Genomic DNA, 14,287 nt, shown 5'->3' on the forward strand with positions numbered 1-14,287 from the left:
GCGCCGGCCCGCGCTTGACGTCGCGTCACGAGGTGGAAACACTTCCTCGGGTCAGCTCTGTGCGACGCGGAGCTGGCCCGGAGGTCGGATTGGTCCAGGAGGAGATCCGCCGGCGCAACGCCGGCTCGCTGCTGCGGCACGTGCATTTCCGTGGTCCGCTGTCCCGAGCCGAGCTGGGCGAGCGGATGGGCCTGAACCGCAGCACCATCATGGCGTTGACCACCGAGCTGAGCCGGGTCGGCCTCGTCGATGAGGAGTCGCCCGTGGACACCGGCCGTGCCGGCCGGCCGTCCCTGGTGGTCCGGCCGGCGTCCGACAGGTGTTACGTGCTGGCTTTCGACGTCGCCGTGGACCGGTTGGTCGCCGCTCGGGTCGGGCTCGGCGGGAGAATCCTGGACCGGCGGGAGGCGGTACGTCCGCGGGCCGGTCCCGACCTGCACGACGTGGTCGCGGTCCTCGCCCGCTTCGGTCGTCAGCTGCACCGGTCGGCGCCGTCCGAGGCGCGGTGCGTCGGCGTGGGCGCCTCGTACTGCGGCATGATCCGGCCGGGCGACGGGATGGTGCGGTACGGACCCGACCTGGGCTGGGTCGATCAGGCGTTCGGCGACGAACTCGGCCGCCGCCTCGGCCTCGGCCTGCCGGTGGCGGTGGGCAACGAGGCCCACCTCGGTGCCCAGGCGGAGCAGCGGCGCGGTGCGGGGGTCGGCCTCGACGACCTCATCTACCTGCACGGTGACGTCGGTGTCGGCGGCGGGATCATCGTGGGCGGGCGGCTGCTGGGTGGCGACGGCGGCTACGGCTGCGAGTTGGGGCACATGGTGGTCAACCCGTACGACGGCCGACCCTGTGGTTGCGGATCCCACGGTTGCCTGGAGGCGGAGGTCGGTGAACGCGCGCTGCTCGACGCCGCCGGTCGGCCCGCCGAGCTGTTCGGCCGCGCCGCCGTCCGGTCCGTGGCCGACGACGCCGACCGGGGGGATCCGGCGGCGCGGGAGGCGCTGCGTCGCATCGGCGACTGGCTCGGTATCGGGGTGGCGAATCTGATCAACCTCTTCAACCCGGGCATTGTGGTTTTCGGCGGGATGCTCTGCGACCTGTATCCGGGTGCCGCCGCGCAGGTGCGCGGTCGCATCGCCCGCCACGTGCTGCCGGTGGCCCGGGAGACGGTGCGGCTGCGCATCGCGGCCCTCGGCGACGACGCCACCCTGGTCGGCGCGGCCGAACTCGGCTTCGCCCGGTTGCTCGACGATCCGTTGGCGGTGCTGACCGAACCGGTGCCGCCGGACGTCGGCCTTCCCGCATCCGCACCGCCGGCACCGGGTTTCCGGCCGCGACAGCAGGCCTGACCAGGCGGTCCGGTGCCGGAAGCGGGGTCCACCCGGTGACACCGGGGTAGCCGACCGGTGGGTGTGCCTGCGACCATGCAGTCCGTTACGGAGCTGTTGCCGGGAGGTGTCTTGACGACATCGGATGTGAGCGTTAACACTGAGGTCCGTCATCGGCCGGAGGTGAAGATGAGCGGTGTGGCAGGGGGCGACAAGTACGTCGTCGGCGTCGACTACGGCACCCTTTCGGGGCGGGCCCTGGTGGTCCGGGTCCGCGATGGTGCCGAGCTGGGAACCGCGGTGCACGAGTACCGCAACGCGGTGATCAGCGCAGCGCTGCCGGACGGCGGCACGCCGCTGCCGCCGGACTGGGCGTTGCAGGACCCGGAGGACTACCGCGAGGTGCTGCGCCAGGCGGTGCCGGCGGCGGTGGCCGCCGCCGGGGTCGACCCGGGCGACGTCGTCGGCATCGGCATCGACTTCACCGCCTGCACCGTGCTGCCGACGCTCGCCGACGGTACGCCGTTGTGCGAGGTGCCGGAGCTGCGCCAGCGGCCGCACGCCTGGGTGAAGCTCTGGAAGCACCACGCCGCCCAGCCGCACGCCGACCGGATCAACGCGTTGGCCCACGAGCGCGGCGAGCCGTGGATCGGTCGCTACGGCGGCAAGATCTCCGCCGAGTGGCAGTTCGCCAAGGGTCTGCAGATCCTGGAGGAGGACCCGGAGGTCTACCGCCGGACGGAGCGGTTCATCGAGGCGGCGGACTGGATCGTCTGGCAGCTGTGCGGCGTCGAGACCCGCAACGTCTGCACCGCCGGCTACAAGGGCATCCGTCAGGACGGCAGCTATCCGTCGGCGGACTACCTCACCGCACTCAACCCCGGTTTCGCTGACTTCGTGGCCAAACTGGACGGTCCGCTGATGCCTCTCGCCGCCCGGGCCGGTGGACTGACCGCCCGCGCCGCGGCCTGGACCGGGCTGCCGGAGGGGATCGCCGTAGCGGTCGGCAACGTCGACGCGCACGTGACCGCGGCCGCCGCCCAGGCGCTCGACCCGGGCCGGCTGGTGGCCATCATGGGCACGTCGACCTGTCACGTGGTCAACGGCACCCATCCCGCCGAGGTGGCCGGGATGTGCGGTGTGGTCGACGGTGGCATCAGCTCCGGGGCCTGGGGTTACGAGGCCGGGCAGAGCGGCGTCGGCGACATCTTCGGCTGGTTCGTCAAGCATGCGGCCCCGGCCGGCGTCGACTCGCACGAGCGGCTCACCGAGCTGGCCGCCGCCCAGCCCGTCGGCGGGCACGGCCTGGTCGCGCTCGACTGGTGGAACGGCAACCGGTCGCTGCTGGTCAACCACGACCTCAGCGGGCTGATCGTCGGGATGACCCTGGCCACCCGCCCGGAGGACATCTACCGGGCACTGCTGGAGGCGACGGCGTACGGCACCAGGATGATCATCGAGGCGTTCGTCGAGGCCGGGGTGCCCGTCAACGACCTGGTGATCGCCGGTGGCCTCACCTCGAACAAGCTGCTGATGCAGATCTACGCCGATGTCACCAACCGACCGTTGGGCATCATCGGCTCCGCGCAGGGGCCGGCACTCGGCTCGGCGATCCACGCCGCCGTGGCCGCCGGCGCCCATCCCTCGATCCAGCAGGCGTCGCAGGCGATGGGGCGGATAGCGGCGGCGGTCTACCAGCCGGACCCGGACCGGGTACGCGCGTACGACGCCCTCTACGCCGAGTACCGGGCGCTGCACGACCACTTCGGTCGCGGTGCCAACGACGTGATGCTGCGCCTGCGGGCGATCCGCAACGCGGCCGTGGAGTCGGCGACGTCGCCGCAGGAGGTGTTCGCGTGAACGTCGATGTGACCCGACAGATCAGCGAGCTTCGCGAGAGCGTGGCCCGGCTGCACGGGGAACTGACCCGGTACGGCCTGGTCGCCTGGACGGCGGGCAACGTCTCCGCGCGGGTCCCCGGCCACGACCTCATGGTGATCAAGCCGAGTGGCGTCGACTACGACGACCTGTCGGCCGACAACATGGTGCTCTGCGACCTCGACGGCATGCCGGTCGAGGGGGAACTGTCGCCGTCGAGCGACACCGCGGCGCACGCCTACGTCTACCGCGCCATGCCCGAGGTGGGCGGCGTCGTGCACACCCACAGCACGTACGCCACCGCCTGGGCGGCGCGGGGCGAGTCGATCCCGTGCCATCTGACCGCGCAGGCCGACGAGTTCGGCGGGGAGATCCCGGTGGGCCCGTTCGCCCTGATCGGCGGCGACGACATCGGCAAGGGGATCGTCAGCACCCTCACCGGGCACCGTTCGCCCGCGGTGCTGATGCGCAACCACGGCGTCTTCACCATCGGGCGTAACGCCCGGGCCGCGGTCAAGGCCGCGGTCATGTGCGAGGACGTCGCCCGAACCGCGCACCTGGCGCGCGCGCTCGGGCAACCGGTGCCGATGGCGCAGGCCGACATCGACGCCCTCTACGACCGTTACCAGAACGTCTACGGCCAACGTTCTTCGCCTCCGGCGAACTCCTGACCGGCCCCGGCTAGCCGGGACCGCTGGCACCACCCGACGCACAGGATCCGCACCACGAGCGCCGGCCGCTTCCGTACCGCCGCGGCCGGCGTGGACAACCGCACCCCCACCCGAGGAGATCCGATGAGGAACATGCGAATGCCCATGGCGCGTCGGCGCGCCATGGCGGTCGTCGCTGCCGTGCTGCTCGCCGGCGGCGTGGCGGCCTGCGGCAACAGCGACACCGGCAGCGGCGGCGACGGCGGCGACGACGGCAAGCTCGTCCTGGGCTTCTCCCAGGTCGGCGCGGAGAGCGGCTGGCGTACGGCCAACACCAACTCCATCAAGGAGGCGGCTGCCGAGGCCGGCATCGAGCTGAAGTTCGACGACGCGCAGCAGAAGCAGGAGAACCAGATCAAGGCCATCCGGAACTACATCCAGCAGAAGGTCGACGTGATCGCCTTCTCGCCGGTGGTGGAGTCCGGCTGGGACACGGTGCTCAAGGAGGCCAAGGACGCCGGCATCCCGGTGATCCTGACCGACCGCGCGGTGGACTCCGCCGACAAGTCGCTCTACAAGACCTTCCTCGGCTCGGACTTCGTCAAGGAGGGCCGGCTCTCCGGTGAGTGGCTGGTGGAGAACAAGAAGGACGCGACCGGCGACGTGAACATCGTCGAGTTGCAGGGCACCACCGGCTCGGCCCCGGCCAACGACCGGAAGAAGGGCTTCGCCGAGGCGATCGCGGCAGACCCCAAGCTGAAGGTCATCGCCTCCCAGTCCGGCGACTTCACCCGGGCGGGCGGCAAGCAGGTGATGGAGCAGTTCCTGAAGGCTCACCCGAAGATCGACGTGCTCTTCGCGCACAACGACGACATGGGTCTGGGTGCGCTGGAGGCGATCACCGCGGCGGGCAAGGAGCCCGGCAAGGACATCACCATCATCACCATCGACGCGGTCAAGGACGGCATGCAGGCCCTGGCCGACGGCAAGTTCAACTTCATCGCGGAGTGCAGCCCGCTGCTCGGCCCACAGCTGATGGACCTGGCCAAGAAGGTGAAGGCCGGCGAGGAGGTGCCGCCGCGGATCGAGACCGAGGAGACCACCTTCACGCAGGAGCAGGCCAAGGAGGCCCTGCCCAACCGCAAGTACTGATGACGCACGGGGTCGCCGCACAGCGTGGCGGCCCCGCCGCGTCGCCCATTCCGACGGACTGGGCGTCTGGCCCGACATCCCGTGCCACACCGCCCGGCCGGCCCGCAGGCCGGCCGGGCGCGTGCCGGGGTAACTGGCTCTTCCGCATCGATGAAAATTAGAAGAGGATCGATGGGATGACGGATAGTCGTCCGGTCCTGACGATGACCGGGATCAGCAAGTCCTTTCCCGGGGTGCGCGCACTCCACAACGTCGACTTCCGGCTCCTTCCCGGCGAGGTGCACGCCCTGATGGGCGAGAACGGCGCCGGCAAGTCGACCCTGATCAAGGTGTTGACGGGCGTCTACGGCATCGACGAGGGCAGCGTCACCCTCGACGGCGAGCAGGTGGCCTTCAACGGACCGATGCAGGCCGCCGCGGCCGGGGTCAGCACGGTCTACCAGGAGGTCAACCTCTGCCCGAACCTGTCCGTGGCGGAGAACATCTTCATCGGCCGGGAGCCGCGCCGCTTCGGTGCCGTCCACTGGGGCGAGGTCCGGCGGCGGGCCCGACAGCTGCTGGCCCGTCTGGACCTCGACATCGACGTCACCGCGCCGGTGGCCAGCTTCTCGCTGGCCGTGCAGCAGATGGTGGCGATCGCCCGGGCGATCGACGTGCAGGCCCGGGTGCTGATCCTGGACGAGCCCACGTCCAGCCTGGACGCCGGTGAGGTCGCGCAACTGTTCCGGATCATGCGGCAACTGCGTGACGAGGGCATCGCCATCCTCTTCGTCACCCACTTCCTCGACCAGGTCTACGGCATCGCCGACCGGATCACCGTGCTGCGTAACGGCGCGCTCGTGGGGGAGTACCCGATCGCCGAGCTGCCGCAGCTCGCGCTGGTGGAGAAGATGATCGGCAAGGAGCTCGACGTCCTCGAACGGATCGAGGAGCAGCCCCGGCCGGAACTGGCGGCCATCGAGGGCGGAACTCCGTTCGTCCAGGTGTCGCAGCTCGGTCGCAAGGGCGCGGTCGCCCCGTTCAGTCTGACCATCCACGCCGGTGAGGTGGTCGGCCTGGCCGGCCTGCTCGGCTCGGGGCGTACCGAGGTGGCGCGGCTGTTGTTCGGCGCGGATCGGGCCGACCGTGGCGACGTCGAGGTCAACGGCGCCCGGACGGGCCTGCGCAACCCGGTGCAGGCCATCGAACAGGGCATCGGCTTCTGTTCGGAGAACCGCCGGGCGGAGGGGATCATCGCCGACCTGTCGGTCCGGGAGAACATGATCCTGGCCATGCAGGCCGCTCGTGGCTGGCTGCGTCCGATCCCCCGTCGCCGTCAGGACGAGCTTGTCGACAGGTACATCAAGGCCCTGAGCATCCGGCCGGCCAACCCGGAGATGCCGGTACGCAACCTCTCCGGCGGCAACCAGCAGAAGGTGCTGTTGGCCCGCTGGCTGATCACCGAGCCGCGGCTGCTCATCCTCGACGAGCCGACCCGGGGCATCGACATCGGCGCGAAGGCCGAGATCCAGAAGCTGGTGGTGCAGCTCTCTGACGGCGGGATGGCGGTGCTGTTCATCTCCGCCGAGCTGGAGGAGGTGCTGCGCCTCAGCCACAAGATCGCGGTGATGCGCGACCGGGAACTGGTCGCCCAACTCGACAACGACGACACTGTGGACGCGGACCGCGTCATGCAGACCATCGCCAGCGGCACCGAGCGTGAGGAGGCGAGCCGATGAGCGACGCCGGTAACCGCTTCCGGACCCTGCTCGGTCACCGGCTGTTCTGGCCGGTCGCCGTGCTCGTGGTCATGTTGGCGGCCAACACCGTCTACCGTCCGGGGTTCCTGGCCGTCGAGGTCAACAACGGGCACCTGTACGGCACCCCGATCGACATCCTCCGGTTGAGTGCCCCGCTGATCCTGGTCGGGCTCGGCATGACCCTGGTCATCTCCACCGGTGGTATCGACCTGTCGGTCGGCTCGATCTGCGCGATCAGCGGTGCCATCGCCTGTCTCTACATCAGCCGGGCGCCCGACCAGAACAATCTGGTCACCGTGCTGACCGCGCTCGCCATGGCGCTCGGGGTCGCGTTGGTGCTGGGTGCCTGGAACGGGGTCCTGGTCTCCGTCATCGGCATCCAACCGATCATCGCCACGCTCATTCTGATGGTGGCCGGCCGGGGCCTCGCGCAGCTGATCGCCGAGGGCCAGATCATCACCATCAACTCCGGGCCGTACCGGGCGATCGGGCTGGGGCACCTGCTGACCCTGCCCCTGGCGATCTTCATCGCATTGGCCGCGGCACTGCTCGTCGCGGCATTCACCCGCCGCACCGCGCTCGGCATGATCGTCGAATCGGTGGGCGGCAACCGGGAGGCCAGCCGGCTGGCGGGCATCCGGTCCGGTCGGGTCGTCTTCCTCGTCTACGTCGTGAGCGCCGCCTGCGCCGCGATCGCCGGGTTCATGATGACCGCGAACGTCTCCAGCGCCGACGGCAACAACACAGGTCTCTGGGTGGAACTCGACGCGATCCTCGCGGTCGTCATCGGTGGCACCTCACTCGCCGGCGGCCGTTTCTACCTCAGCGGCACCATCGTCGGCGCGCTGATCATCCAGACCCTCACCACCACGGTGTACGCCATGAACATCTCACCGCAGACGGCGCTGCTGTTCAAAGCGGTGGTCGTCATTGCCGTCTGCCTCATCCAGGCGCCGGCCTTCCGGGCCAGGTTCCGCCGTCGACGGCCCGGGACACCACAGCCGCCGCAGTCGTCGCCGCAGCAGCAGAAGGAGCAGGTGGCGGCATGAGCACGACGTCACTCACTACGGGCCCGAGCTGGGCCAGGCTGCCTCGGCGGCACATGCCGGTGCTGGCGACCCTGGCGCTGCTGCTGGTGATGTACGGCATCGGCGTGTCCCAGTACCGGGCGTTCTCCAACATCCAGGTAGTTTTCAACGTCTTCATCGATAACGGTTTCCTGCTGGTCATCGCCGTGGGGATGACCTTCGTGATCCTCACCGGTGGTATCGACCTGTCGGTCGGCTCGGTGGCGGCGATGACCGCGATGGTCTCGGCGTGGTTGCTGCAATCCGGTCTGCCCGCGGTGCTGGTGCTGGTGATCGCCCTGCTGATCGGGCCGACGCTCGGGTTCCTGATGGGTTGTGCGATCCACTTCTTCGACATCCAACCCTTCATCGTCACCCTGGCCGGGATGTTCTTCGCCCGGGGCATGTGCACGTTCATCAGCAACGCGTCGATCCCGATCACCGACGGGTTCTGGACCACGATGTCGCAGTACCGGATCGGCGATCCCCGGGGCAACTTCGTCTCGATCAGCGTGCTCGTCGCGTTCGCGGTGGTGCTTGTCGCCGCGTACGTGCTGGCGTACACGCGCCTCGGACGCAACGTCTACGCGATCGGCGGCAACCCGCAGTCGGCACTGCTGATGGGGCTGCCGTTGGGCCGGACCCGGATCGCTGTCTACACCATCAGTGGTCTGTGCGCGGCGATCGGCGGGATCCTGCTGTCGTTCTACACGCTCTCAGGCGCTCCGCTGATCGCCATCGGGATGGAACTGGACGTGATCGCGGCCGTGGTCATCGGCGGCACCGTGCTCACCGGTGGCTCGGGCTACATCTTCGGCACGGTGCTCGGTGTGCTGGTACTCGGCGTGATCCAGACCTTGATCACCTTCGACGGCAGCCTCAACTCCTGGTGGACCAAGATCGTGATCGGAGGCCTGCTCTTCGCGTTCATCCTGCTCCAGCGCCTCATCGGCATCCGCTACAAGTGACCGCCCCTCTCGCGGAAGGCAACTCCCATGGCAACACACCCTGAACCCGAGGTCTGGTTCCTCACCGGAAGCCAGGCAATGTACGGCGAGGACACGCTCCGGCAGGTGGCCGACCAGTCCCGTCAGATCGCCGCTCTGCTCGACGAGTCGCCGCACATTCCCGCCCGGGTGGTCTGGAAGCCGGTCCTGACCACAAGCGCCGACATCCTGCGGACCTGCCGGGATGCCGCGACGCAGGGGGCGGTCGGGGTGATCGCCTGGATGCACACCTTCTCGCCGGCCAAGATGTGGATCTCGGGCCTGGACGCGTTGCAGACTCCTCTGCTGCATCTGCACACCCAGGCGAACGTCCTGCTGCCGTGGGACGAGATCGACATGGACTTCATGAACCTGAACCAGGCCGCCCACGGCGACCGGGAGTTCGGGTACATCCAGACCCGGCTCGGGGTGGCCCGCAAGACGGTCGCCGGGCACGTCTCCGACCCCCGCGTGGTCACCCGCGTCGGCGCCTGGACCCGGGCGGCGATCGGCTGGTCGGCGATGCGCTCGCTGCGGCTGGCGCGGTTCGGCGACAACATGCGCGACGTGGCAGTGACCGAGGGGGACAAGGTCGAGGCGGAGCTGCGCTTCGGCGTCTCGGTGAACACCTACGGCGTCAACGACCTGGTGCGGGTGGTCGACGAGGTGACCGAGGCGCAGATCAACGACCTGGTCAAGGAGTACGACGACACCTTCCGGGTCGCCGCCGAACTGCGGCCCGGCGGCGAGCGGCACGACTCGCTGCGGTACGCCGCCCGGCTGGAACTGGGTCTGCGCACCTTCCTCGACGCCGGTGGCTTCCGCGCGTTCACCACCAACTTCGAGGACCTGGGCGGGCTGCGTCAACTGCCCGGCATCGCGGTGCAGCGACTCATGGCCGACGGCTACGGCTTCGGAGGTGAGGGGGACTGGAAGACCTCGGTGCTGGTGCACACCCTCAAGGCGATGGCCGTCGGCACCGAGGGCGGCACCTCGTTCATGGAGGACTACACCTACGACCTCACCCCCGGTGAGGAACTGGTGCTCGGTGCCCACATGCTCGAGGTGTGCCCCTCGATCGCCGGGGACGTGCCGAACGTGGAGATCCATCCGCTGAGCATCGGCGGTCGCGAGGATCCCGTCCGGCTGGTCTTCGACGCCGCGCCGGGGCCGGCGGTGGTGCTCGGCCTGGCGGACATGGGCGAGCGGTTCCGGTTGGTGGCCAACGAGGTCGACGTGGTCACCCCGCCGCACCCACTGCGCCGGCTGCCGGTCGCCCGGGCGGTCTGGCGGCCACGGCCGCACCTGCCCGGCTCCGCCGAGGCGTGGATCACCGCGGGCGCTCCGCACCACACGGTGCTGTCCCAGGCGGTGGGCGTGGAGGAGTTGCACGATCTCGCCGAGATGAGCCGGACCGAACTGGTCGTCATCGACGCCGACACCGATCCCCGGCGGTTCGCCGACGAGCTGCGCTGGAACCAGGCGTACTACCGGCTCGCCCGGGGGTTCTGACCGCCATCGGATGCTGGCGTGGTGGACCGGCCGCAGCGGCCCGTCCGCCACGCCAGCGGCTGCCCGCGCCTGCGGGTGGCAGGGTCCCCGGCCGGCGTGCCACCCCGCCGGCCGGGGACCGCAACAGCTTCCGCCGAGCAGTACGTGAGTCATCGATGTTACGTCTTGACGAAGGCCGTGTTATCGCTCACAGTCGTAGTGAAGACGGACGATATCTGTGGCCGTCCGGGACGTGCCACGTTGCTGTGAAGCTGGTGGTCACCTGATCTCTCCCTGGGCAGAGCGGTCATGTTAGCGATCACACGTCGCATAGGAACAGCGACGGCGTAGGCCGCAGAGAGACCGTCCCGCTGTTCGTTCTGCTCGCATGCTGAAGGAGGATCATGATTGCCATTGGTGAGGTCCCACGAGCCGTGCCGGGCCGGCGCGGCTGGCTGTCGCGCGCGGTCGCCGTCCTGGCGGCGATGGTGGTGGGCGGTTCCCTCGCGGCGGTGGCACCATCGCCGGCGGCCGCCGCCACTGTGGACACAAACGCCTGGTACGTGCTGGTCAACCGCAACAGCGGCAAGGCGCTCGACGTCTACAACCAGGCGACGAACGACGGTGCGCGGATCACCCAGTGGGCGCGCAACGACGGTGCGTGGCAGCAGTGGCAGTTCGTCGACTCCGGCGGCGGCTACTACCGGCTGCGTTCGCGGCATTCGGGCAAGGTGCTCGACGTGTACAACTTCTCCACCGCCAACGGTGCCTCGATCGTGCAGTGGAGCGACCACAACGGGACCAACCAGCAGTTCCGGCTGGCCGACTCGGCCGGTGGCTACGTCCGGCTGATCAACCGCAACTCCAACAAGGCGATGGAGGTGCAGAACGCCTCGACCGCCGACGGCGGCAACATCGTGCAGTACGACGACTGGGGCGGGGCCAACCAGCAGTGGCAACTGGTTCAGGTCGGCAGCGGCGGTAACCCCGGCACGCCCCCCGGCGGCAGCTTCACCAACCCGGTGGTCTGGCAGGACTTCGCCGACGTCGAGGTCATCCGGGTCGGCGAGGTGTACTACATGACCGCCTCCACCATGCACTACTCGCCAGGTGCCCCGATCCTGCGCTCGTACGACCTGGTGAACTGGGAGTTCGCCGGGCACTCGGTACCCCGCCTGGACTTCGGTACCAAGTACGACCTGCCTGCTGGGCAACAGGCGTACGTGGAGGGCATCTGGGCCTCCACGCTGAACTACCGGCCGAGCAACCAGACCTACTACTGGGCCGGGTGCATCAACTTCGCCCAGACCCACATCTACACCGCGACGGCCGTCGACGGCACCTGGAGCCGACACGCCACCCTGCCCCAGTGCTACTACGACGCCGGAATGCTCATCGACGACAACGACACCATGTACGTCGCGTACGGCAACGGCACCATCAGCGTGGCTCAGCTCTCCGCCGACGGACGCAGCCAGGTCCGGGCCCAGCAGGTCTACCAGACCCCGTCGAGCATCGGCACCCTGGAGGGCGCGCGCTTCTACAAGCGCAACGGTGCCTACTACATCTGGCTGACCCGTCCGGCCAACGGCCAGTACGTGCTCAAGTCCACGAACGGTCCCTTCGGCCCGTACGAGCAGCGCCAGGTGCTGCTCAACATGCAGGGCCCGATCTCCGGCGGCGGGGTGCCGCACCAGGGCGGACTGGTGCAGCTGCCGAACGGTTCCTGGTACTACATGGCCTTCACCGACGCGTACCCGGGCGGCCGGATGCCGACTCTCGCACCGATCACCTGGACCGCGGACGGTTGGCCGCAGGTGCAGACGGTAAACGGCGCCTGGGGGGTCAACTACCCGAACCCGCTGCCGCTGCGCCCGGTCAAGCCGCTCACCGGCGCCGACACGTTCGCCGGCACCACCCTCGGTCCGCAGTGGGAATGGAACCACAACCCGGACAACAGCCGGTGGTCGGTGAACAACGGACTGCGCCTGCAGACCGCCACCGTGACCAACGACCTGTATCAGGCACGCAACACGATCACCCACCGTATCCAGGGGCCGACCTCGACCGGCACGGTCGAGATCGATTACTCGACGATGCGCGACGGCGATCGCACCGGCCTGGCCATGCTGCGGGACGTCTCGGCGTGGATCGGCGTCCGGCGGGACAACGGGACCACCAGGGTCGTCATGACCAACGGGCTGAACATGAACAGCAACTGGGACACCACCAGCACCGGCAGCGAGGTCGCCAGCGCCGCGGTCTCCGGCGGCCGGATCTGGCTGCGGGCCAACGCCGACATCCGGCCCGGCTCCGGACGACAGGCGCGTTTCTCCTACAGCACCGACGGGGTCACCTTCGTCCCGCTGGGCAACGCCCTGACGCTCAACAACAACTGGACGTTCTTCATGGGGTACCGGTTCGCCATCTTCAACCACGCCACCCAGGCGCTGGGCGGCGCGGTCACGGTACGGCGGTTCGAGCTGGCCACGCCGTGACGTAGCGGTGGCGGTCCCGGCGCCGTACCGACCATCGCCGGGTCGTCACCCACGGACCGGGGCCTGTCGTCTGCCCGCCGAGCGGGCGACAGGCCCCTCCTCCGGTCCGGCAGAACGCCGCCGCCGGCCGCCGGGGGAAGTGCGGGTGCCGGGTGGGAAACGTCCCACCCGGCACCCGTCCGTGCGGCGTCGTCAGTGCAGGGTCGGTCGGCGTCTGCTCGTCACCTGCACGGATCGTGGCTGGCCGTCGCCGCCCTGCCAGACGGTGCCGTTCTGACTCAGCGGCGCGTACCAGAGGTCCACATCGTTGATGAGGACGTGCAGGGTGTGCGGGCCGGGATCGCCGACGGCGGTGCGGCCGAGGAGGATCTGCGCCTTCCATCGGGCGGTGGTCACGCGCCCGTCACGGCACTCCACTGCGGACATGGAAATCGCCTCGCCGTAGGTGCCGCCGGTGACGAAGACGCTTGGCGCGTGGTACTGGCCGGGGTGATGGCGAGGCTGAGAACCGAATCCGGTGCGGCTGGTCGCGCCGTCGAGCAACTCGATCTCGAATTGGAGGTCGGCACCGGATCCGCGCCGGACCATCTCCACCGCTTCGGGGAGCGGGATGACCCGGTATGCCAGGGGTGCGCACTGCGGTTCGAAGGTGACCGGGGCGAAGGTGGGTACTTCCTCCCGAGTCCGATCGAGCCTGACCCGGAGCCGATAATGCACGGACCTGCCGCGGAAGTCGAGCAGCATTGACGAACCGTGTGCCAACGGGCGGACCCAGGGAATCGCCAGGCCACGGAAATTGGTGAAGACGAGCAACTGCATTCCAAGCTGGTCGTCCGGGTCGGCCCCGGACGCAGCCCAGATTGCGATCTTGCTGCGAAGAGGAGGGTCGACAGCCGCCGCGATCGAGGCAATCGTCGACTCGACCTCTTCCTGCGCCTCCTGCGGCACGAAGATGGTGAGATGCCGGTTTTCCAGCAGTCTGACAAGCTCCCCGTGCAGGACCGTGACCGCCTGGTCCATGAGGTGCGCGGCGATCGACGGCGGGCTCCCATCTCGTTCCGCCGCGACGATGACGACACCGAACACCTCGGCATCGATGGTGCCGGGACGCATCCTGCGGACCTCGGGAAAGTCGACCGCCCCGACCGCTGGGTCGATCGGATAGAACAAATGTGACCGCACCCCGGTCGGCCATTTGTCGCCGTCGACAGGAAGCCGCCAGACGCGGGTAGAGCCGGAAATTCCGAATCGGCTGCGGAATCCGATCACCGCGAACATTGGCTCGTCCCCATCGCCGCCGTCCTCGTCGGCGTCGACACAGTGCAGCTCTTCGAGGGTAATTCGCCAATCGTCCGTCATCGCGTCCACCGTCTCTTGTCGACACCCCGGAAAGGGGGACGGTAGTCGCTGCTGACCCGCCAGCCGATCGGATACCTGACTTCACACTCCGGCGGATGCCCGACAGAAGGACGTCAGGTTGGCACGAGAGGCACTACCTGCG

General features: G+C 69.1%; 10 protein-coding genes. 9 read left to right on the forward strand and 1 reads right to left on the reverse strand.

Going from position 1 to position 14,287, the window contains the following annotated elements; translation table 11 throughout:
- The first annotated feature begins 59 nt into the window (after positions 1–59).
- The 9 genes from AB0I71_RS04190 (at position 60) to AB0I71_RS04230 (ending at position 12,786) form a co-directional block, all read left to right on the forward strand.
- Positions 60–1,346, forward strand: a complete 1,287-nt coding sequence (locus AB0I71_RS04190) for an ROK family transcriptional regulator (protein ID WP_357581791.1) — start codon at positions 60–62, stop codon at positions 1,344–1,346.
- 168 nt (positions 1,347–1,514) lie between these two features.
- A complete protein-coding gene (araB, locus tag AB0I71_RS04195; protein WP_357581792.1) occupies positions 1,515–3,185 on the forward strand; it encodes a ribulokinase in 1,671 nt (556 codons plus the stop codon).
- Entirely contained in the window at positions 3,182–3,874 is a 693-nt protein-coding gene (locus tag AB0I71_RS04200; RefSeq protein ID WP_357581793.1) for an L-ribulose-5-phosphate 4-epimerase, read from the forward strand. Before araB ends, AB0I71_RS04200 begins: the two co-directional genes overlap by 4 nt.
- Positions 3,875–4,006: 132 nt before the next feature.
- On the forward strand, positions 4,007–5,005 hold the full coding sequence (locus AB0I71_RS04205; RefSeq protein WP_357582007.1) for an ABC transporter substrate-binding protein: 999 nt from the start codon (positions 4,007–4,009) through the stop codon (positions 5,003–5,005).
- 176 nt (positions 5,006–5,181) lie between these two features.
- Entirely contained in the window at positions 5,182–6,723 is a 1,542-nt protein-coding gene (locus tag AB0I71_RS04210) for a sugar ABC transporter ATP-binding protein (RefSeq protein ID WP_357581794.1), read from the forward strand.
- Positions 6,720–7,793 (forward strand): ABC transporter permease, encoded by a 1,074-nt coding sequence (locus AB0I71_RS04215; protein ID WP_357581795.1) that lies wholly within the window; start codon positions 6,720–6,722, stop codon positions 7,791–7,793. Before AB0I71_RS04210 ends, AB0I71_RS04215 begins: the two co-directional genes overlap by 4 nt.
- Positions 7,790–8,779, forward strand: coding sequence for a galactofuranose ABC transporter, permease protein YjfF (yjfF, locus tag AB0I71_RS04220; protein WP_357581796.1), 990 nt, complete (start codon positions 7,790–7,792; stop codon positions 8,777–8,779). Before AB0I71_RS04215 ends, yjfF begins: the two co-directional genes overlap by 4 nt.
- Before the next feature lie 27 nt (positions 8,780–8,806).
- The gene (gene araA / locus AB0I71_RS04225; RefSeq protein WP_357581797.1) at positions 8,807–10,309 is read left to right on the forward strand and encodes an L-arabinose isomerase; all 1,503 of its coding nucleotides are present in this window, start codon (positions 8,807–8,809) and stop codon (positions 10,307–10,309) included.
- Between the two features lie 383 nt (positions 10,310–10,692).
- The gene (locus AB0I71_RS04230) at positions 10,693–12,786 is read left to right on the forward strand and encodes a family 43 glycosylhydrolase (protein ID WP_357581798.1); all 2,094 of its coding nucleotides are present in this window, start codon (positions 10,693–10,695) and stop codon (positions 12,784–12,786) included.
- A gap of 192 nt (positions 12,787–12,978) precedes the next feature.
- On the opposite strand, the gene AB0I71_RS04235 is transcribed toward AB0I71_RS04230, so the two are convergent.
- Positions 12,979–14,145 carry a hypothetical protein gene (locus AB0I71_RS04235; protein WP_357581799.1) on the reverse strand — a complete coding sequence of 389 codons (1,167 nt, stop codon included), beginning with the start codon at positions 14,143–14,145 and terminating at the stop codon, positions 12,979–12,981.
- Between the last annotated feature and the right edge of the window lie 142 nt (positions 14,146–14,287).

Origin of the sequence: Micromonospora sp. NPDC049891, assembly GCF_040660295.1 — a bacterium.
Lineage (GTDB): Bacteria > Actinomycetota > Actinomycetes > Mycobacteriales > Micromonosporaceae > Micromonospora.